We start from the raw sequence: 20,782 nt of genomic DNA, 5'->3' as shown, positions 1-20,782 counted from the left end.
TATACCTTCGTATAGTTATACGCAGAGATAATAGTTTGCCGCGGCACGTCACCCTACACTGCGACCAGACAGCCAGCAGCAGGACGTTAAACCTGCACTGACCGTCCTTTTGCTCCGCGCCAATTGGCGAAAATTCCGTTACATAACCTCTATGGGTGAACGCATGTCCAACGCTAAGCTTGAAGTCCTCACGCCACATAACAGCCAGATTATTTTCATCGACCAGCAGCCGCAGATGGCCTTTGGCGTGCAGTCTATTGACCGCCAGGTGCTGAAAAACAACACCGTTGCGCTGGCGAAGGCGGCGAAAGTCTTCAATATCCCCACCATCATTACCACCGTCGAAACCGAAAGCTTCTCGGGCCACACCTATCCTGAACTGCTGGATGTGTTTCCGGGTCAGGACATTCTGGAGCGCAGCTCAATGAACTCCTGGGATGACCAGAAAGTGCGTGATGCGCTGGCCGCGAACGGCAAGAAAAAAGTGGTGGTGTCCGGTCTCTGGACGGAAGTGTGTAACAACAGTTTTGCGCTGTGCGCAATGCTGGAAGGGGATTATGAGATCTATATGGTGGCGGATGCGTCAGGCGGCACCACCAAAGAAGCGCACGACTACGCGATGCAGCGCATGATTCAGGCGGGTGTGGTGCCGGTCACCTGGCAGCAGGTAATGCTGGAGTGGCAGCGTGACTGGGCCAACCGTGACACTTACGATGCGGTGATGAACATCGCCAAAGAGCATTCAGGTGCCTATGGCATTGGTGTGGATTACGCCTACACCATGGTACACAAAGCGCCGTCACGTCAGAAAAGTGAACACCGCACCCTGGCGCCGGTGCACGCACCGCTCCGCTAAGGGGCGCCCTGGTGATCGGCAGTTCTGTCGGTCATCAGGTATAACAGGAGTCCGGTCATGAATCCTTTACTTCTTTCTCTGGCTGCAGGGGTTTTGATTGGCCTGCTTTACGGCCTGCTTAAGGTGCGTTCACCGGCCCCGCCCGCGATTGCGCTGGTGGGGTTGCTGGGGATGTTGCTGGGTGGGGCGCTGGTGCACGCGGTCTTGCCCGCAGAGCATGCGACCACCCTGCAGCGATCCGATGCGCCGTTTGTCACACCTGTTTCGCGGGTAAGCTGAACATGTTGAAATCCTACATTATTTCTCTCACGGTGGGGCTGCTTGCCGGGGTAATCTATGCCCTGATCAACGTGAACGCTCCGGCACCTCCGGTTATTGCTTTAGTGGGGCTGTTTGGCATGCTGGTGGGCGAGCAGTTGATTCCGCTGGGTACGCGTCTGTTCCGCCGGCAGCCGGTGACGCTGAAGTGGTTTCGCCATGAGTGTGTGCCAAAAATCAGTGGGACACCGCCACCCGATGGTGATAACCACCCTTAAGTCCTCGCGTGCCGTACGATGAGGCGTTTCAGAGGATAACTGCATGGCGCTGTCACAGCGTATTGTCATTGTTGATGATGAACGCGCGGTCCGCAGTGGACTCAGCAATCTGTTGCATTCAGACGGCTATTCGACCCGATTATTTGAGTCAGGTGAGGCGCTGCTGAGCGATGACGATGCGCTTTCAGAGGTGGGCATGCTGATCATCGATGTCGGACTCAAGGGCATGTCCGGATTTGAGCTGTTTACTATTTTGAAACAGCGGGCTGGTCTGCCACCGGTGATTTTTATCTCGGCAGATCCGGAAGAAAACACCCTGTGGTATGCCATTGCTTTAGGTGCCGTGACTTTTTTGCGAAAGCCGATTGATGTTGATACGCTGCTGACACTGATCCGTTGCGAGTTATCTCAGGGAAAGGTGCGCTGATGAGCATGCTTTCAGTTAATTTTCAGGAGAGTGACGACGCAGGGATCGCAATTGAAGACTTTGACACGCTGACGCCGCTGGCGCAGGATGGCTGTCTGCTCTGGATGCTGGCGCGCCGCCACTCAGGTGAGTCGCTGATTATCGCCACCGGGCAGAGTGACGACGTCACGTTTCAGGCGACGCAGCGGCTGAAAAATGAGCGCGCGCTGGCCGCTTATCTTTCTCCCCGCTGGGCCATCACCGCGACGGGCACCACCCGCTATCTCAACCGCTATGCGCTGATCTACCCGACGTTTCCGTTTCGCACCCTGGCGAATAATCTCGCGACCCCTCCCGATAAAATCGCAGACTTCCTGCAGGTTGCTCTGCAGCTTTGCTACACGCTCGGCCAGGTGCATCATCAGGGCATCGTGCATGGGGATATCAAGCCAGGCCATTTCTTCATCACTGACGATGGCCGGTTCCGGCTGGGCGGGTTTGGTCTCGCCTCACTGACGGCGCAGTCGGCGGAAAAAAACAGCCTGCGCGTCTCAGGCGGCACGCTGGCCTATATGTCGCCTGAACATACCGGCCGCACGCCGCATCCGGTCAGCAGCCTCAGCGATCTCTACAGCCTGGGTGTCGTGTTGTATGAATATCTCACCGGTAAGCTGCCCTTTGGCTCACCGGACGCGGGGGAGGCGGAGTGGATTCATCATCACATCGCCAGCGCACCCCGGCCAGCCGTCCAGGTCAGAGAGGATGTGCCGCCGATGCTCTCTGTGATTCTGCTGCGTCTGCTGGCAAAGTCACCTGCTGACGGGTATCAGACCGTGCAGGGACTGATGGCTGATTTACGCCGCTGTCAGGCGACGCTGACCGCAGAAAACACTATTGCGCCGTTCACGCCCGGTCTGCAGGAGCGGTTCAGCACCAGTTTCCGGCCCGAGACGCTGTTTACTCAACATCCGCAGGCCGGTATGTTGCTGACAGCGCTGGATGCGGTCAACCGCACCGGCACGCAGAGTCTGGTGATGCTGAGCGGTGCGCCCGGCTCGGGTAAGTCCGCCATCATCGCTTCCGCCCTGAAAACCCTGCAGCACCGACAGATTCTGCTGGCCGCCAGCAAGGCCGATCAACATTCGCCGGCCGCACCTTATGCCGCTGTCGCCTCAGCGTTTCGCACGGTCACGCTTTATCTGCTGGGACTGTCAGCCCTGGAGCTAAGCAAATGGCGGGTTCGCCTGTTGCGGCTGCTGGGCGGTTATACCGATTTAGCCATTGAACTGGTGCCTGAACTAAAACAGCTGCTGAATATCCGGACGATGCAGCCGGTGGTGCGCCATGCTACGGACGCCCGCGAGCAGTTTAATCAGATGGCGTCTGCGCTTATCCAGGCTTTTGCTACGCCGGGCCGTCCGCTGGTGATGCTGATTGATGATGTTCACTGGGCAGACAATGCCACCCTGCAACTGCTGGAAAATCTGATTACCCGTAATGAGCATCTGCCCTTTATGCTGGTGCTCGCCTTCCGGGAGGGTGAATCGATGCCCTGTCTGATGATTGCCGGGTTTCTGCTGAGGCTCAGAGCGTCAGCGGCGCGAGTCGTGGCGCTGACGCCGCAGCCGCTCAGCGTTAAGAGTATCACCCGCTGGCTGGCGGGGATGCTGCATACCCGGCCCGGCGGTAATCGAGAGCTGGCACAGATTATCTTTGAGAAAACCGGCGGTAATCCGCTCTCTATGCAGGAGTTCTTCCGTCAGGCGGTGGATGATGGGGTGATTGTCTATCGTCAGAACCCGCTGAGGTGGCATTACGACAGCCAGGCGCTAAGTGCCCGTCAGTACAGCGATAATGTGGCTGTACTGGTGCTAAATCAGCTGGCGCGGATGCCGGAGGCAACACGTCAGTTGCTGGGTTCGCTGGCCTGTCTGGGGGCCAGCGGCGAGCTGTCGCTGTTAAGTCATATCACCGCGACATCCGTATCGCGCATTCTGCAGCAGCTTGAGCCTGCCGTCAGCGGACGTTTTATAACTCTGACTGGCGGGAATTATGCCTTTACCCACGACCGGGTGCATAACGCGGCGTTTTTACTGCCCGACCTTCGGCAGCAACAGTCTCTTCATCAACAGGCGGCGGCATGGTTTTCGAGCGCGGTGGTGAATGCCGATCACAGTGAGACGCTGTTCCGCGCGGCTTATCACATCGGCATGATTGCTGAACTGCCGCTCAGCGTCGCAGATCGTGAACGCTATTATCCCCTCTGTTTACGCGCAGCACAGAGTGCGAAGCGTGCCGGAGACTATCTCTCGGCACTGCGTTATCTGCGCAGCGCCCAGCAACTCAGCCAGCGGATGGTGACCGGCAATGACTTTATGCTCGGCATCGATGAGGCGGAGTGCGAGTTTCTGCACGGTAATCTCACAACCGCGCAAAGGCTCTGTACCCGACTACTGAGTGAGCCGGGGACGCTCAGTGAAAAATCGATGGCAGCCTGCCTCTCTGCAGAAATTCATATGCGGCAGTCCGACAACCATCTGGCGCTGGAAACTGCGCTTGCCTGGCTGGCGGTGTTTGGTGTGCATCTCAGGCGTGATCCGGACGACGCGGAGATTGATGCCGCCTGGCAGGCAATCAGGGCGCGGATCGGCGATTCCCCGCAAGACGCTTTCTCCCGTCTGCCGCTTAACAGCGATCCTGAAACTGAGTCGGTGCTGAACCTGATGGCCAGTACGATTTTTGTTTCTGCCTACGACTGCCCGCAGCTGCATCTGATCCTGGTCTGCCGGATGCTGGAGCTGACGCTTGATCACGGCGTGACCGGTGCCTCTGCGTTTGGTCTCGCCTGGTTCAGCGTGCTGATTAGCGAACGCTATCAGGCCTGGCATTTTGGCTATGCCTGCGGCCGGGTGGCCCGTGAGCTGGTGGAGCGGCATGACTTTACCCGCTACAAAGCCCGCACGCTGCTGCCATTAGATCAACTGGGGATCTGGACGCAGCCGCTGGATGTCGCCGTGGAGAGTGCCCGTGAAAGTTTTCGCGTCGCGGTAATGCACGGTGACCGTTCCTTTGCCTGCCTCTCGTTGCGTCATCAGATCATGAACACACTGACTCGCGGCGATCATCTGGAGTCGGTCATGACCTCCATTGAGCGCGGACTGGCCTTTACACGCAAAACCTTTTATCCCGATGTTGAGAACGTGCTGGTCATGCAGAAGCAGCTGGTGATGCAACTGCGAAACAGCAACGGGTTCAGGGCAGGCGATCGCGATGGGGCTTTGCCGATGGTGGCGGGCAGCGAGCCGGGCGTGATCTCTGGCCCAAAAGCGATGGTGCTGTTCTGGGCGGGGTTGTATCGGGGAATGGCGCATTTCTTTGCGGCTGAATACCGTGATGCGCTGCGCTGTTTTGCAGACATTCGCCCGCTGATTAGCGCCGTACCCGCTTATATCTACCTGATGGATATGCATTTCTACAGCGCACTTTCACTGAGCCTGCAGCCCGGGGCGGCTGACAGCGATACGCTGCGCTGCGATCTGGACAAATTTGCGGGCTGGGCTGACCTCAATCCCGGACTGTTTGCTGATAAATATGCCCTGCTCAGCGCAGAGTCTGCCCGTCTTGAGGGCAACACGGTTGAGGCGCTAAAGCAGTATGAAAATGCGATCAGTCTCTCCCGCCAGGGGGGATATCTGCACATCCATGCGCTGGCGAATCAGCTGGCTGGTCGCTACTGCAAAGCATTACAGCTCGATACCGCCGCCGATGCTTACATTAAAGCGTCGATGAGAAGCTGGGAAAGCTGGGGCGCACTGGCGATGGTACGTCAGCTTGAGCAGCACTATCCGCATCTGACCGCGCCGGCGCAAAACAGCGCGGTGTCGACCATACCCTTTACGCAGGATGCCTCTTTTTACGATCTGGAGAGCGTACTGACTGCTGTACGCGCTCTGACGGAGGAGATCAACCTTGATCGGTTGATTCATACCCTGATGCGCATGCTGCTGGAGCGGGCCGGTGCCCAGCGCTGTCGGCTCATCCGGATTCTGGATGGCAATCTGCCCGAGACGCAGGCCTGGGCTGAAAGCACGGCTGATGGTGTGCGGGTACAGATTGTCAAGGAACGCCCCGTCGCGACCGATCTGCCGCTATCGGTACTGGCTGCGGTGATCCGTACCGGCCAGGAGATACGCACCGGAAAACCGGAAGAGTTCAGTCCGTTCAGTCAGGATCCCTATCTGGTGGCTTCGGGCGCTGCGGTGTTATGTGTTCCGATGTTCAGACAGGCCAATATGGTTGGGGTGCTCTATCTGGAGAATCGCCTTATGCCCGATGCGTTCACGGCTGAGCACTCCCACATCGTGAAAACGTTGAGTGCTCAGGCGGCAGTTTCACTGGAGACGGCACGACTCTACGCTGAGCTGCTGGAGGAGAACAACCATCGGCGACGGGTTGAGAAGCAGCTGCGCGCCAGCAAAACCTCGCTGATGCTCGGCGAGAAGATCAGTCATACCGGCACCTGGCGCTGGGAAGTGGCAGAGGACATGATGATGGTGTCTGATGAGTATGGTCGTATTCTGGGCCTGCCAGCCCATCAAAAAGGGTTATCGATGGCAGACTTTCTGACCCGCGTTCATCCCGATGATTATGCGTGCATCAGTGAACTGGTGACGCACAGCGTCAGTCAGGGGCGCAGTATGCAGGCTGAGTTCCGTGTGCTCAGGCCGGATGGTGAATGCCGCTATATCAAAGGCATCGGAGAGCCGGTAGAAAATTTCCCCGAGGTCAAAGAGTACTTCGGCACCATTTCCGATATCACCTCGCAGCGCCAGGCAGAAGATGCCGCGCGCATGGCCCAGGCGGATCTGGCCCGTGTAACCCGCGCTACTACAGTCGGGCAACTGACTGCCTCAATCGCGCACGAAATTAACCAGCCACTGATGTCGATCGTGGCCAATGCCGGGGCCAGCCTGCGCTGGTTGAAGCGTGAACCGGTGATGCTGGAGAATGCCAGCAGCAGTCTGGATGAAATTATCAAAGAGGGTAAACGTGCCGGAGAGATCATTCGTGGCCTGCAGGCGCTGACCCGCAATCATGAATCAAGCTTTGCCTCGGAAAACCTGCATCTGATCGCCCGCGATATTCTGGCGCTCTCCCGGGTTGAGCTGGAGCGACGCGGAATTTCGCTGGAGCTGAAACTGAGGGCCGGAAAGGCGGATATCTATTGTGACCGCGTTCAGATTCAGCAGGTGCTCCTGAATCTGGTGATCAATGCCATCGATGCCATGTCCGACGATTTACCTCGCACGGCGCTCTTGCGGCTGACGTCAGAGAACCCGACGCCGGACACGTTGCGTTTTGAAGTACTGGATAGCGGCTGCGGCTTGCCGGATGGCGTGCGTGAACGGATTTTTGAGTCGTTCTACACCACGAAGAAAAGTGGCATGGGCATGGGGTTAACCATCAGCAAAGGGATCATCAAAAAGCATTGTGGTGAGTTAGGCGCAGAGAATCGGGCGGAAGGCGGCAGCCGTTTCTGGTTCACTCTGCCACTGGGATAAACGTATTAAGGCCAGGTGTCTGCCTGGCCTTAGCGGCGTCGGGTATGATCAATATTGAGCCGCTCTGCCGCCCGCACCAGATCGGTTAGTGACCGCGCCTTCATCTTCTCCATCACCCGCCGCTTGTGAACTTTAGCCGTGATCTCACTGACGCCCATTTCAGCAGCGATCTGCTTATTCAGCAGGCCGCTAATCGCCAGCAGCATGACCTCACTTTCACGCGGTGTCAGGGTCTGATGTCGCTCAAGTATCTCCCTTCGTTCCTCGGAAGAGGCCATATTCTGCCCGGCGATGTGTAAGGCTTCTGAAACTGCCTGCAAAATACGGTCGGGATCGACAGGTTTAGTCAGAAACTCATAAGCACCGGTTTTCATCGCCCGCACCGTGACCGGAATCGTCCCGAAGCCGGTTAAGAAGATAGTGGGAATGGCGTAGCCACGATCGATCAACGCCTGTGCGACATCAAATCCATCTGCGCCCGGCAGATTAATATCCAGAATCAGGCAACAGGGAAGGGGAGTAAAAGTGTGAGCCAGGAAATCATCAGCCGAAGAAAATGAGATAACCGTGTAATCGTCGGCGGTGAGCAGATTATGCAGTGCAGCAGTCACAGCAGCGTCGTCGTCAACGATATAAACGATGGGATTCATAGGGACCTCATTTCAGCCAGGTATTTACTGATAATCTAATTAAGCATGACGCGGAAAAAGGCCCTGATGAGAAAGTGTCGGGCAGGGTTAACAGGATATTACCATAATAGTTATCATTATCATCTTATAATTATCAGCTTGTTAAAATTTAGATAAATGGCTGATAGATATGACTAAAATGTGAACGCCAGCCTCGGTGAAGTGTGCCGTTATTCTGGTCATCACTGCTTTTAACTGTCATTTGATCGACACAGCTATGCCATAAATTGTTCGCTCACTTACGGGCAGGAGAATAGTCCCGTTCAATAACTGAAATAATCCATAAATCCGTTATCCAGATTAGATCGTTTCAGCCTGATGTATAGCGTAATAAGTTAGTGGCGGTTCGTAATTAATTCGGGAGTGATCTGATAACTTACGGCGGACCTGATCATTAATTTTCCTGAGGGCACAACGATGTATTGATAAGTAAGCCGACGCTTGCCCTGTACCTTGAAGCAGAATAAGAGGTCGGGATATATAGTTACAACATACATAGTGACCAATCTTTATTCCTCGGCATCACCATTGTGCGGCCAATGCTGAGCAACGCAAAGCCTCTCTGCCAGATTCTCACTATCAGCCGGGTAATACCTGACCCGTTTTTATCCGGTAAAAAGTCATTACATTTAAAAAAGCCTTGTCTGTCAGCAAGTAACCTTAATAAGCGTAGCGGTATTCATGGCGCGGCTGACAATCCTCACTAAGCTTGTGAGGCAACCCCTTAAATAGAGGGATATTTTCCAGTCGGAAGCTCGTCGCAATATCGTCATGAGGCTTATATGAGTGAAAATTACTGCACCATTCTCTTTAATGGTGAACGGTTAAAAGGGTTAGCTGATCAACCACTAATCGATTTTCTGGATGCTCACGGGAAAAAGCTACCTCATGTCTGTTACCACCCGGCGTTGCCGCCACTGCAAAGTTGTGATGTCTGCTGGGTAGATGCCAACGGCGAGCGGGTTCGCGGCTGCACGCTCCGCACTGAAGAGGGGATGACAGTGCAGAGTGAAGGCAGTGCGCTTAAGGCCGCGCAGCAGGAGGGAATGGATCGCTTACTCAACCGGCATGAGCTTTACTGTACCGTCTGTGAGCACAATACCGGTGACTGCACGCTGCATAATGCTGTGGCCGATATGCACATTCCGATTCAGTACTATCCTCATCAGCCCAAGCCCTACGCTAAAGATCATTCCAATCCGTTTTACACCTACGATCCTGACCAGTGCATTTTATGCGGTCGCTGTGTCGAGGCATGCCAGAATGTTGAGGTCAATGAGACGCTGTCTATTGACTACACCCAGGCGCATCCGCGCGTGCTCTGGGATGGCGGAATGGAAATCGCCGGTTCAAGCTGCGTCAGCTGTGGGCACTGCGTCACTGTTTGCCCGTGCAATGCGCTGCTGGAAAAAACCATGCAGCCCGATGCGGGCCCCTTTACCGCGATGGATGAGGGGCTGAAGCGTCCGTTGATCGACTTTGTTAAAACGCTGGAAAACAGCATCGGCATGGAGCCGATTACCGGCGTTTCAAAAATCGATGTGGCGCTGCGCCAGTCTGAAATCAAACGCACCAAAACGGTCTGCACTTATTGCGGCGTGGGCTGCAGCTTTGAGATCTGGACCCGTGACCGCCATATCCTGAAAGTTCAGCCGGTTGCCGAAGCGCCGGCCAACGGCATCTCGACCTGCGTTAAAGGTAAATTCGGCTGGGATTTCGTCAACAGCCCGGAGCGCCTGACAACCCCATTGATCCGCGAAAATGGTCGTTTCCGGCCCGCCAGTTGGGATGAAGCTTTGCAGCGGGTAGCCGAAGGATTACAGGGCGTTGCACAGAAGTATGGTGGCGATGCGATTGGCTTTATCGGCTCCAGCAAGGCCAGTAATGAAGAGGCCTATCTTACGCAGAAAATCGCCCGTTTAATCTTTGGCACCAACAACGTTGATAACTCCTCGCGCTATTGCCAGAACCCAGCCACAGAAGGGCTGTTCCGCACGGTAGGTTACGGCGGCGATGCCGGGACGATAGCGGATCTGCAACAGACCGATTTGATTGTCCTGGTCGGCAGCAATCTGGCTGAGAACCATCCGGTGATTGCTTCCCACATCAAACAGAGCCACAAACATCGCGGTCAGAAACTGCTGGTCGTTGATCCGCGCCGCCATGAAATGGCGGAACGGGCTGACTGCTATCTGCGCATCCGACCCGGCACTGACCTGGTCTGGGCTTCGGCGATGGCTAAATATATGTTCGATCACGGTTATGCCGATGACGCTTTTCTGGCGCAGCGCGTCAACCAGGTCGATGAGTACCGCGCCTCACTTGCTCCCTTTACGCTGGCCTTTGCCAGTGAGATCTGTGGACTGAGCGAATCAGAACTGATTGAAGCTGCAGATATGATCGGCCAGGCGGGCAGCGCCTGTGTGTTGTGGGCGATGGGGATTACCCAGCACAGCCATGGCGCTGACACCAGTACGGCGCTGTCGAATCTGCTGCTGGTCACCGGCAACTATGGCCGGTCAGGCACCGGCGGCTTTCCAATGCGCGGACACAACAATGTGCAGGGCGCCAGCGACTTTGGCTGCCTGAGCAATGTTTATCCGGGTTATGAAAAGGTCACTGACGCCGTAGTTCGGGAAAAATGGGCGCGTGCCTGGGGCGTCTCTCCGGAAGCGCTTTCTGATCAGCCCGGCGCAGATAACTTCAAAATGGTGCAGCAGGCCGGTGAAGGTAAAATCCGCGCCATGTACATCACCGGTGAAGAGACGGCGTTTGCAGATGCAGATTCAAACTCTGTTCACCCTGCCTTCAGCAAGCTGGAATTTATGGTGGTACAGGACATTTTCATGTCACGCACAGCCGAGTTTGCCGATGTGGTGCTGCCCGGTGCGCCCAGCGTGGAGAAAGAGGGCACGTTCGTGAACACCGAGCGGCGGATCCAGCACTTTTCACCCGCCATGAAGCCGCTGGGCGATTGCCGTCCCGACTGGCAGATTTTTACCGATCTCGCCGCCCGGCTTGGTCATCCCTGGTATTATCCAAATCCGGGCGCAATTATGGCAGAAGCCGCTGGCATCGCAGAGATTTTCGCGGGTGTCAGCTATGAGCAACTGGTCGGCTGGCAGTCCCAGCTCTGGCCGGTCAGCGCCGCTGGCGAAAGTACGCCGCTTCTGTATACAGAACGATTTAACTTCCCCGATGGTAAAGCGCGACTCTATCCGCTGAGCTGGCAGCCGCCCGCCGAGCAGGAGGATTCACAGTATAATCTGCTGCTGAATAATGGCCGGATGCTGGAGCATTTCCAGTCGATGAATCAGACCGGGCAGGGTGGCCGCATGATGTCACTGTCGCCCAATGCCTTTGTTGAGGTCTCACCGGAACTGGCCGCCGAGCGCGCGCTTAACGAAGGAGAGTGGGTGCGCATTACCTCGCGGCGCGGATCGCTGGATGTGCCCGTTGTAATCACTGATCGCGTGTCAGGCAATGTGCTGTTTATGCCGATTCATCATGGCAAAGATGGCGTCAACACGCTGACCGGTGAGCATCACGATCCTGATGTTAATACACCAGCTTACAAAGAGGTCGCCGTAAATATGAAGCGTATCGATCGCCGGTCACAGCCGAATCCGATGCCGCTACACAACTTCCGTCATGGCAGTCGTACGCCACTGGATCACCTGCCGATTGAGCAAAAATGGCAGCAGACAGGCTATCGTGAACCGCCTGAACATGTCGAAAAACCGGAGAAATTCTAATGGCAGAACGGATGAAATATCAGGTCACGCCTGCACGTACCGAGCCAACCGCGCGGGAGGCGATGGATGAGCTAATTGAAAATCTTCACCAGCACGGCTTTCTGAGGCTGGCGAACGATCTGGTTAAATCAAACAGCGAGGTGGGAAAAATTCTGGTCTCGGGCCTTAATCAGCCAGGCACCCAGAGTGCTCTGCAGAACCTTTCGTTGCTGATGATGACACTGGGCAGCGTGCCGCCAGAACGGTTTAATCATCTGCTGCTGGCGATTCGCGATGCCGCGATGGCCGTTAAACCGGCGCGCGATGAGGCCCGGCAAGAAAAAGCCGCGCCGGGCATCCGCGGCATTATCCGATTACTCAATGATGAAGATCTGTGGCGCGGACTGCGCCCAATCTTCGCGGCGCTTGAAGTCTTCTCACACCAGATCGATCGAGAAGAGCAGAAGCCGATTACCCGCTTCAGTGGCAAGTCCACACGGGAGTAGCTCGGCCTGCGATCGTTCAGGATTGCGTGGGGGTGTAGATCAGATGACCGGCTACACCGCCCGCGCCGCCATCTTTTGGATGATTGATGCCATCGGAGACCGGAACATCGGTGAAATCAAACGGCGAAATCGCCTCAAGGCAGGCGACATTCACCCCGAACTGATCGGGCTGTGAGCGACTCTGATGAAAGGTATAAATGCCGCAAACGGAACAGAAGTAGTGACCCACCTCTTTGCTGTTGAATCGATATTCGGTGAGCTGCGCTTCGCCCCGGGTCAGCTCCACTTTTGTCGCAAACACCACTACCGCGCCGCGCATCCGACAAAACGAGCAGTTGCAGCGGCGCACCGTATTAAATCCATCCTTCAGCGTCACCCGGTACGCCACTGCGCCACAGTGGCATTGTGCTGTCATTTCATTTTGCATCGTGATCTCCTGTGTCGTGAAACCCGCCAGATTTGAGCCTACGCCAAAGCCTGGGATTTGGCAGCATCGCGTGCTAATTTGTCCACTATTCGGACATTAAGTATTACCCGTCTGATCTGGATCGAAGTAAAAACCGTTACGTTGTGAAAGGGTACGTTCTGGCTTTTCGTAACCTGAACGCTTAACCAGGAGCATGACTCACGATGGAATTATCAACCCATACATTGCCTGAAGGCATCGTACTGACACTGCGTCAGCCCACTGCGGCTTCTAAATCCCCGGTGATTATTCTTTGCCACGGCTTTTGCGGGATCCGGGAGATTTTACTGCCTGCGTTCGCGGAGGCATTTACGCACGCAGGTTTTGCCACCGTGACCTTTGACTATCGCGGATTTGGTGACAGTGAAGGGGAAAGAGGCCGTCTGGTTCCTGCAATGCAGATTGCTGACATACTCTCAGTCATCGCGTGGGCAAAACAAAACCCAGCGCTGGATCCGGACAGAATCGGATTATGGGGCACCTCATTTGGCGGTTGTCACATCTTTGGTGCGGCAGCGAACAACCCGGATGTGAAATGTGTTGTCAGTCAGCTGGCCTTTGCGGACGGTGAAGAGATTGTCACCGGACAAATGGATGCGGCAGAAAAGAGAGGCTTTATCGCCACGCTGGAGAAAATGGATCAAAAGCGCCAGAACAGTGGCAAGGAGATGTTTGTTGCCATCACCCGCGTGCTGAACGATGACGAGTCAAAAGCGTTCTTCGAGCAGAACCGGCATCAGTACCCAAAAATGGATGTCAAAATCCCGTTTTTAACCGTCATAGAAACGCTGCGCTACAAACCCGCCGTGAATGCTGAAAAAGTGACTTGTCCGACACTGGTCGTGGTTGCCGGGCAGGATAGCGTGAACCCACCTGAGCAAGGACGTGCGCTGTTTGATGCCGTTGCCGCGGCTGACAAACAGTTGTTTGTGGCCCAGGAGGCCCGCCATTACGATATCTACAGCGGTCAACATTTTGCGTCGGTGATTAAGGTGCAGACTGCATGGTTCGCAACGCATCTGTAATCTGAAGCAGGCTCGCTTTTCGTGGTCATCAATGACGAGAGGAGCGGGCCGGGCAAGAACGCGCGTATTTGCTGCGACCGCGAACGTGACACGATATTTCGCTGGCTCAGACCGTGATAAGCGTCATCTCTTCCGCTTCAAACGCCTCAAGCAGTTCTTTATCGAGCTTCTCTTCCACGACGAGCGTTGAAATTTCACGGCATTTCGCCACGCTGAACCGCGCCACGGCAGGGATTTTATCCGCGGTCAGCCCGACAATGACCTGATTGCTTTGCGCCATGGCGACTTTCTTGAATTCGCAATCCGCATAGTTAAAACCGGTCAGACCGGCCTCCGGGCTCATGGCGCAGCCGCCAATAAACGCCTGATCAAACAGAATGCCCTGGATCTGGTTGATCGCGGTTTGCCCCACCGCGCCGCCGGTGCTTTTCTGTATCTGCCCGCCCAGCATAATCACCTCCGCGACAGGATGGTTGATCAGTAGCGCAGCAATATCGGGCGCATTAGTGACGACGGTGATATTTAAATCTGGTGAGAGCGCCTGTGCCAGCGCCAGATTGGTGGTGCCGGCATCAATAAAGATGCAGCTATTGGCTTTCACCAGGCTGGCACAGCCCTGCGCGATCAGGGCTTTTGCTGCGTGATCGTGAGCTTTCCGGCTGACAAAGCTGCCCGCTTCCTGCAGCTGTAATACCGCACCGCCATAGACCTTTTTACATAAACCCTCTTTACTGAGCTCATGGAGATCGCGGCGGATCGTGTGTTCTGATACGGCCATTTGCCGTGCCAGGTCAGCGCAGACCACCCGTCCTTTGTCCTGCAATATCTCGCGAATCAGCGCTTGTCGCTGCTGTGGGAAAGCTGCATAATCGAGCATATAAACCTCAAAAAATTCACAATCGAGCTATAGTGAGCATAATCGTTCACTGCCGGGCAGGCAGTCAATAGCGATCTCTCTGTCCTGTCTGCTCCCCCTGATATCCCTCAAAGGAATGCAATGGCTAATAACGTCTCTTCCACGCTGGCAACACGCATCATCTTTTTTATAGCCGGATTTATCACCGCGACCTGGGCGGTGATTGTGCCTTTCGCCCGCGGCAATACCGGGGTTGATGAGGCGCAACTGGGTACCTTGCTGCTTTGTCTTGGCGTCGGCGCACTGATTGCGATGCCGGTAACGGGCTGGCTGACCAGCCGCTTTGGCTGCCGGCGGGTGATTCTGGTCGCTGTCGCGCTGGTCATCATCAGTACGCCATGGCTGTCGGTGCTGAGCGACCCGCTGTTGCTGGCGCTGGCGTTGCTGGTTTTTGGCGTCGGCATTGGAGTAACAGACTGCGCCATGAACATCCAGGCGATTCTGGTGGAGAAGCAGGCGGCGAAGCCAGTCATGTCAGGCTTTCACGGCATGTACAGTGTGGGCGGCATTGCCGGGGCGGGCTTTATGACGCTGCTGCTGGCGATGGGTTTTAGCGTACTGACCGGCTGTTTTCTGGCAGTTGTGGCGGTGATTATCATGACGCTGGTCAGCGCACCGGGCTTACTGACCTACGCGAACCCCGCTGAAGGCCCTGTGTTTGCTGTTCCGCGCGGCAGCGTACTGATTATCGGCATCATCTGCTTTGCCGTCTTCCTGACCGAAGGCACCGTGCTGGACTGGAGTGCTGTCTATCTGACCGACGTCCGGGCCATTCCGGCGTCACTGGGCGGGCTGGGATATACCTGCTTTGCCATTGCGATGACCGCGGCACGTCTGACCGGCGATCGGATTATCTCATCGCTGGGACGTTTACCGGTTGTGCTGGGCGGCGCACTGGTTGCCGCGGCTGGCATGGCGATGGTGACCTTTATCGCCTCATGGCCGCTGGCGTTGCTGGGTTACGCCCTGGTCGGCGCAGGCTGCGCCAATATCGTGCCGGTGATGTTTTCTGCCGCCGGACGTCAGACGGTGATGCCGCAGGCAGTCGCCGTGCCTGCCATTACTACTCTGGGCTATCTGGGTGTCCTGAGCGGGCCAGCCGTGATTGGCTACGTGGCGCATTACACGCATCTCGCTTTCTCATTTTCACTGATTATGGCGCTGATGCTGATCGTCGGTGCGGTCTCTCTGACCCTGGATCTGGGCCGTAGTCGCTCGGGAGAGAACGCATAAATCACCCAGCTCGCGCTCCTGACAGAATTTGATTGAACGGGGCGCGGAGTCATCTTCAGGAGGAACGGAAGCGACCTGCCATTACTTTCCCAGCCTGACCCAGCGGCGGCCTGCCAGCACCGTCAGCGCCACGATGGTGATGCCCGCAGCCAGATGCATAGAAAAATCGAGGGCGTGCAGATGGGTATCGTGGCACAGCGACAGCAGCATCGATGAAGTAAACGCACTGCCACAGCCGCTCAGCGCCAGACTGCGCGCAGGATAAAGAGATCGGGTGCGCTGCAGGGTGAACACGGACATCAGCATCATCGGCACGCTGGCCGAGAGCATAAACAGATAGCAGTGCATCCCTTCACCCAACCGGTTTGCGTCCGATGGCGGTGCGGAAGATGACATATTGATCAGATTCAGCATCAGCCACATCACCGCCATCAGCAGCGGCCAGCGCAGGCCGATCGGTTTTCTGCCTGCAATACTCAACGTAAACGCAGCAGCCAGCGTGCTGCCCGCGATGATCAGTGACAGCAGCAGGGCAACCAGCGCAAAAAACGCGCCAGGCTGAGACCAGTCAGTGAAACGGCTGTGAAATGCCCAGCTGGTCAGCGCGCCACAGGGCAGGGCAAGCGCAATCCAGCCCGCGACCCGCCAGGCAGTGGGCCAGACACGCTGCACCGGCTGCGCAGACGCGCTGAGCTGATTAATTAACTGGTCATGATTTCTCATGATGACCCCGTCCATATTTACGAAGGTTGACCATTGCGCGATGCAACAGAGATTTAACCGCAGAGAGCGACTGATTGGTTTCAGCTGCTGCCTGCGCCAGGCTCTGCTCGCGCAGATGCACGGATTCAACGATCTCCCGCTGGCGCTGCGGAAGGTTATCCAGATAACCGGAGAGGATATCCGTATCGACCGAGGCCTCTGCACTTGTAGCGGGTTGCCGTTGCAGCTCTTCCTCATCCTGTACTTCCTGGCGACGGCCGCGATGGCGCAGCGCATCAATGGCGCGGGCAGAGGCGATGGCAGCAACCCAGGGGAGTATCGGACGCTGCGGATCGTAGGTATGCCGCACCCGATGAATTGCCAGCAATGTCTCCTGAATGACATCCTCAACCAGTCCCTCGTCACGGATTTTTTTGCATACCAGTGCCCGGATGGCCGGAACCATCGCTTTCAGTAACTGGTTATAGGCAGCTCTGTCGCCCGCTTGCGCCCGGGCCATTAATGCTGGCCACTGCTGTGCGCGTTGATCAGTTTCTGACATCGATCATCAGCAGTTCAGCACGCTATTGCCGTGCCCTGATAACGCGCAAGGCAATCGTTTCATCAGTAATCTCAGGATTTATTTCCTTTTTGTGTCGCCTGATCCAGCGCTGAAATCACAATGCCAGGCGTCAGCACCTGCGGCAGCACCTCAGGTTTACCGCCGTCAGCCGGGTAGACCACGTAGAGCGGTAATCCACCGCGTCCGAAATCGCTCAGCGCCTGTTCAACATCGGGATTGTATTTGGTGGAATCCGCGACCATATAAATGGTGTTGGTACGCGCCATCGCCGCTTTTACCGCCTGCGTCGAAAGCGAAGTGCGATCGTTAACCTGGCAGGTAATACACCATGATGCGGTAAAGTTCACCAGTATTGGCTTGCCCTGACCTTTGATGGCATCAACGTTCTGGGGCGACCACGCCACAGCGGCGGCAGCCTGTGAGGCGGTTGCCGTTTCAGCCGGAGCCTCGGCAAACCTGTTCAGGTTCAGTAACGGTACTACGACCAGCGCCAGGAAGAATGCGGTCGCCACATGCAGCACCCAGTGGCGCTGTCCCATCATACGGCGTTTCTGCGCCATGCCATACAGCCAGGCAGCGAAACTAAACAGTAAACAGCAGGCCAGAATGGCAGCCAGCGCCGCCGATCCCGCCTGACGTTCGAGTACCCAGATCAGCCAGCCCACCGCGCCCAGCATGGGAAACGCCAGCCCCTGCTTTAACGTGATCATCCAGGCTCCCGGTTTTGGCAAAATTCGCGCCAGCACCGGGAAGAATGAGATGAGAGTGAAGGGCGCAGCAAAGCCCAGCGCCAGTGAAATAAAGATCACCAGACTGATCAGTGGAGGCTGGGTAAGGGCATAGCCTACCGCGCTGGCCATAAAGGGCGCGCTGCAGGGAGTCGCGACAATGATGGCCAGCGCGCCAGTCAGTGCTGAACCGACTAAACCACCGCGATCGCCTCCCACTTCGCCAACCCGCTGTACCGATAATCCCACTTCAAACAGACCGAGCAGGTTCAGTGCCGACCCAAGCATCACCAGAATCAGCGCGGCGATGACCAGCGGCGATTGCAGCTGGAATCCCCAGCCCACCGATGCACCGCCCGCCCTGGCCAGCAACAGAACCGCGGTCAGAGCCACCATCGTCACGACGACGCCCAGCAGAAAGGCCAGGCCTTCGGCTCTGGCGTGGGACGGTGATTCGTGATGGCGGATCAGGCTCAGTGCTTTCAGCGAGATCACCGGAAACACGCAGGGCATGAGGTTCAGAATAATGCCGCCCAGGAAGGCGGCTGCAATCGCAGTCAGCATGATGTACCTGCTCTGAAGATGAAGTTATGCCGGATTGGCCTGACGGTATTTTTTAACGGCATCCATCGCTTTCTGGATATGCGTATCAGGATTTTTATCGGTGAAGCTCAGCAGGATTTTGCCATCGGGCGCAATCACGTAAGAGGTACGGTCTGAGAGTTTCTGACCTTTCATCTCCATGGTGCTCTTATATTCTGCCGCAACTTTGGCACCGGGATCGGCTGCGACGGTAAATTTGTCACGGCATTCAAGCTGCGAGAATTTCGCAATCTGATCGGTATTGCCCGCCGTCACGCCAATGACGGTCGCACCCTGCTTTTTAAATTCATCGGTCGCTTCAGCAAAATCGTGTGCTTCCAGCGTACAGCCTGCACTGAAAGCAGCAGGGAAGAAGTAGAGGACAACCGGACCTTTCTGCAGCGCCTGTTGCAATGAGAAGGTGGTCGATTTACCGGCCAGTGCGGCTTCCAGTTTAAAGTCCGGCGCTTTTTCACCGACCTGTAACGCTGCAAAAGCAGATGTTGCCGGAACACTCAGTGCCAGCAGCGTAGCGACGGCCAGGGTTTTCAGGGTGTTTTTCATTGGCTTTACTCTCTCCATTGACGAACAGACGGAGTTGTCTGACGTCCCTGATTACAGGTTCGTTTAAAAATGGAAAAAGTTGCGCGGTTAAAGATTTTTTTTTCTGTTAATTGGGTCGTTGCGCCTCCTCCGTCATTTATCTGTCGGCTGGTATGCTGCTGAATCGAATAAAGCCAATAACAGTTAACTCCACAAAATTCGTTGTAACGATGCTTTACTGACCGCAATCAGTGTGAGTTGGCCCACAATAATAGGGCTAACTATGCACCTTTTCTCAACAGGTGAGCATCATCACGTTTATCTTCAGTCCCATTAAGTAAATTTCCCTTAAGCAATGAAAAAACGATTCAGCCAATGGGGTTAATGATGAAGATTAAACTGGCGTTAACGGTACTGGCAGTACTGGTTTCAGGTTCCGCAGCGGCGAAAACCTGGGTGCTGACAAGTGCTGAACAGGGCACAGACCAAGGAAACTGGAAGATTTCCAGTAGTGAGCTGAAGTCTCAGGGTAAACCGTTCAGCATCGAGCAAAAAGTCCTGCATGGCGGCAAGCAGGAAGGCAGTAAAATTTTGACGATCCGCAGCGAGGATGGCCTGACCATCACGCTAAGCCCGACACGTGGCATGAATTTACTGCGTGTTGAGGGCTTTGGCACCCGTATGGGCTGGGATTCACCCGTTAAAGAGGTCGTCAATCCTGCCTACATCAATCTTGAGAGCCGCAACGGTCTGGGCTGGCTGGATGGTTTCAACGAGATGATGGTGCGCTGCGGCTACGAATGGACCGGCCATCCGGTCACCGATGAAGGCCGAATCTATACGCTGCACGGTAAAGCGGGGAATACGCCGGTTTCTCAGCTGGAAGTTGAAGTGGCCGATGCGGCACCACACGAAATCCGTATTCGCGGACTGATTAAAGAGAGCACCTTTAAGAAAGCTGATTTGCAGACCATGACCGAGTTGCGTTACGTGCCAGGCAGCAACAGTTTCAGCCTGCATGATGTGTTAACTAACCACGCTGACTATCCGCACGATTACCAGATCATCTACCACAGCAACTTCGGCAAACCGATTCTGGAAGAGGGCGCACGCTTCCTGGCGCCGATGTCCGGCATCAGCCCGTTCAATGACTACGCGAAAGCCGGGTTAAAAGCGTGGCAGACCTATAAAGGTCCGACTAAAGACTTCGATGAGATGGTGTTCAACATCAAGCCGCTTTCAGACAGCAATCATCAGACCGTCGCTGCGGTGATAAATAAAGCGGGCAACAGCGGCGCATCCATTCAGTTCGATACGCGTCAGCTCCCGATGCTTACCCTATGGAAAAATACCGACACCCTGAAACAGGGCTACGTGACCGGCATCGAACCTGGTACCAGTTACGCCTATCCGGTCACCATTGAACGTGAACAAAAACGTGTGAAGCAACTGCAACCGGGTGCGAGCACAACATTTGATCTGACGTACACCTTGCTGCACAGCAGCGAGCAGGTTAATGACGTTGAGAAACGCATTAAGGGCATTCAGGGTGACACGAAGATTGATGTAAGCGAGACGCCGATAGCGAAAGAGTAACTGGAATGAATGAAATCCCGATGACGTGATATCGCGTATCGGGATTTTTGTTTTCAGATTTGAGTACGGATTTTATGACTTACAGGCTGCCGCGCTATGGATACTATTGACTTGCCGCTG

17 protein-coding genes are annotated in these 20,782 nt (G+C 55.6%); 10 read left to right on the top strand and 7 right to left on the bottom strand.

From position 1 onward, the window contains the following. The first annotated feature begins 163 nt into the window (after window positions 1-163). Genes AC0T7J_RS11530 through AC0T7J_RS11510 form a run of 5 tightly spaced genes read left to right on the top strand, consistent with a single transcriptional unit; the run spans window position 164 to window position 7,359 of the window. Window positions 164-856, top strand: a complete 693-nt coding sequence (locus tag AC0T7J_RS11530; protein WP_473794270.1) for a hydrolase — start codon at window positions 164-166, stop codon at window positions 854-856. 57 nt (window positions 857-913) lie between these two features. Beyond that, window positions 914-1,135: a XapX domain-containing protein gene (locus AC0T7J_RS11525; protein ID WP_010247175.1), complete on the top strand. Its 222-nt coding sequence runs from the start codon at window positions 914-916 to the stop codon at window positions 1,133-1,135. Between the two features lie 2 nt (window positions 1,136-1,137). Then, window positions 1,138-1,392 (top strand): XapX domain-containing protein, encoded by a 255-nt coding sequence (locus AC0T7J_RS11520; RefSeq protein WP_031590644.1) that lies wholly within the window; start codon window positions 1,138-1,140, stop codon window positions 1,390-1,392. A gap of 43 nt (window positions 1,393-1,435) precedes the next feature. After that, window positions 1,436-1,819 carry a response regulator transcription factor gene (locus AC0T7J_RS11515; protein ID WP_473794267.1) on the top strand — a complete coding sequence of 128 codons (384 nt, stop codon included), beginning with the start codon at window positions 1,436-1,438 and terminating at the stop codon, window positions 1,817-1,819. Further along, on the top strand, window positions 1,819-7,359 hold the full coding sequence (locus AC0T7J_RS11510; RefSeq protein WP_473794265.1) for an AAA family ATPase: 5,541 nt from the start codon (window positions 1,819-1,821) through the stop codon (window positions 7,357-7,359). The genes AC0T7J_RS11515 and AC0T7J_RS11510 overlap by 1 nt, the downstream gene beginning before the upstream one ends. Before the next feature lie 29 nt (window positions 7,360-7,388). On the opposite strand, the gene AC0T7J_RS11505 is transcribed toward AC0T7J_RS11510, so the two are convergent. Continuing rightward, window positions 7,389-8,009: a response regulator transcription factor gene (locus AC0T7J_RS11505; RefSeq protein WP_473794263.1), complete on the bottom strand. Its 621-nt coding sequence runs from the start codon at window positions 8,007-8,009 to the stop codon at window positions 7,389-7,391. Between the two features lie 821 nt (window positions 8,010-8,830). Between AC0T7J_RS11505 and fdhF the strand changes: the two genes are divergently transcribed. Next, a complete protein-coding gene (fdhF, locus tag AC0T7J_RS11500; protein WP_473794261.1) occupies window positions 8,831-11,803 on the top strand; it encodes a formate dehydrogenase subunit alpha in 2,973 nt (990 codons plus the stop codon). After that, entirely contained in the window at window positions 11,803-12,288 is a 486-nt protein-coding gene (locus AC0T7J_RS11495) for a helical membrane plugin domain-containing protein (protein ID WP_473794259.1), read from the top strand. The genes fdhF and AC0T7J_RS11495 overlap by 1 nt, the downstream gene beginning before the upstream one ends. A 16-nt stretch (window positions 12,289-12,304) precedes the next feature. Here the strand turns inward: AC0T7J_RS11495 and AC0T7J_RS11490 are convergent, their stop codons facing one another. Then, complete coding sequence (locus tag AC0T7J_RS11490; RefSeq protein WP_473794257.1) at window positions 12,305-12,715, bottom strand: GFA family protein; 411 nt, start codon at window positions 12,713-12,715, stop codon at window positions 12,305-12,307. Between the two features lie 203 nt (window positions 12,716-12,918). On the opposite strand from AC0T7J_RS11490, the gene uilS reads away from it, so the two are divergent. Further along, window positions 12,919-13,779: a UilS family quorum-quenching N-acyl-homoserine lactonase gene (gene uilS / locus AC0T7J_RS11485; protein ID WP_473794255.1), complete on the top strand. Its 861-nt coding sequence runs from the start codon at window positions 12,919-12,921 to the stop codon at window positions 13,777-13,779. A gap of 106 nt (window positions 13,780-13,885) precedes the next feature. Here uilS and AC0T7J_RS11480 read toward each other — a convergent pair whose 3' ends face one another. Next, window positions 13,886-14,656 (bottom strand): DeoR/GlpR family DNA-binding transcription regulator, encoded by a 771-nt coding sequence (locus tag AC0T7J_RS11480; protein ID WP_473794253.1) that lies wholly within the window; start codon window positions 14,654-14,656, stop codon window positions 13,886-13,888. A 120-nt stretch (window positions 14,657-14,776) separates the two neighbouring features. Here AC0T7J_RS11480 and AC0T7J_RS11475 point away from each other — a divergent pair, with 120 nt between their 5' ends. After that, a complete protein-coding gene (locus AC0T7J_RS11475; protein WP_473794251.1) occupies window positions 14,777-15,928 on the top strand; it encodes an MFS transporter in 1,152 nt (383 codons plus the stop codon). An 81-nt stretch (window positions 15,929-16,009) separates the two neighbouring features. On the opposite strand, the gene AC0T7J_RS11470 is transcribed toward AC0T7J_RS11475, so the two are convergent. The 4 genes from AC0T7J_RS11470 to AC0T7J_RS11455 form a co-directional block, all read right to left on the bottom strand. Beyond that, window positions 16,010-16,651 (bottom strand): DUF1109 domain-containing protein, encoded by a 642-nt coding sequence (locus AC0T7J_RS11470; protein WP_473794249.1) that lies wholly within the window; start codon window positions 16,649-16,651, stop codon window positions 16,010-16,012. Then, the gene (locus AC0T7J_RS11465) at window positions 16,638-17,192 is read right to left on the bottom strand and encodes a sigma-70 family RNA polymerase sigma factor (protein ID WP_473794247.1); all 555 of its coding nucleotides are present in this window, start codon (window positions 17,190-17,192) and stop codon (window positions 16,638-16,640) included. Before AC0T7J_RS11465 ends, AC0T7J_RS11470 begins: the two co-directional genes overlap by 14 nt. Before the next feature lie 71 nt (window positions 17,193-17,263). Next, on the bottom strand, window positions 17,264-18,505 hold the full coding sequence (locus AC0T7J_RS11460) for a protein-disulfide reductase DsbD family protein (protein WP_473794245.1): 1,242 nt from the start codon (window positions 18,503-18,505) through the stop codon (window positions 17,264-17,266). Window positions 18,506-18,529: 24 nt separating this feature from the next. Beyond that, window positions 18,530-19,087: a peroxiredoxin gene (locus tag AC0T7J_RS11455; protein WP_010670341.1), complete on the bottom strand. Its 558-nt coding sequence runs from the start codon at window positions 19,085-19,087 to the stop codon at window positions 18,530-18,532. Between the two features lie 366 nt (window positions 19,088-19,453). Here AC0T7J_RS11455 and AC0T7J_RS11450 point away from each other — a divergent pair, with 366 nt between their 5' ends. Continuing rightward, a complete protein-coding gene (locus tag AC0T7J_RS11450; protein WP_473794592.1) occupies window positions 19,454-20,662 on the top strand; it encodes an aldose 1-epimerase family protein in 1,209 nt (402 codons plus the stop codon). Window positions 20,663-20,782: the final 120 nt, after the last annotated feature.

The organism is Pantoea sp. E956-1, from assembly GCF_982223955.1.
The sequence above is the reverse complement of the archived record's forward strand: the minus strand, read 5'-3'. Positions and strand labels throughout refer to the sequence as shown.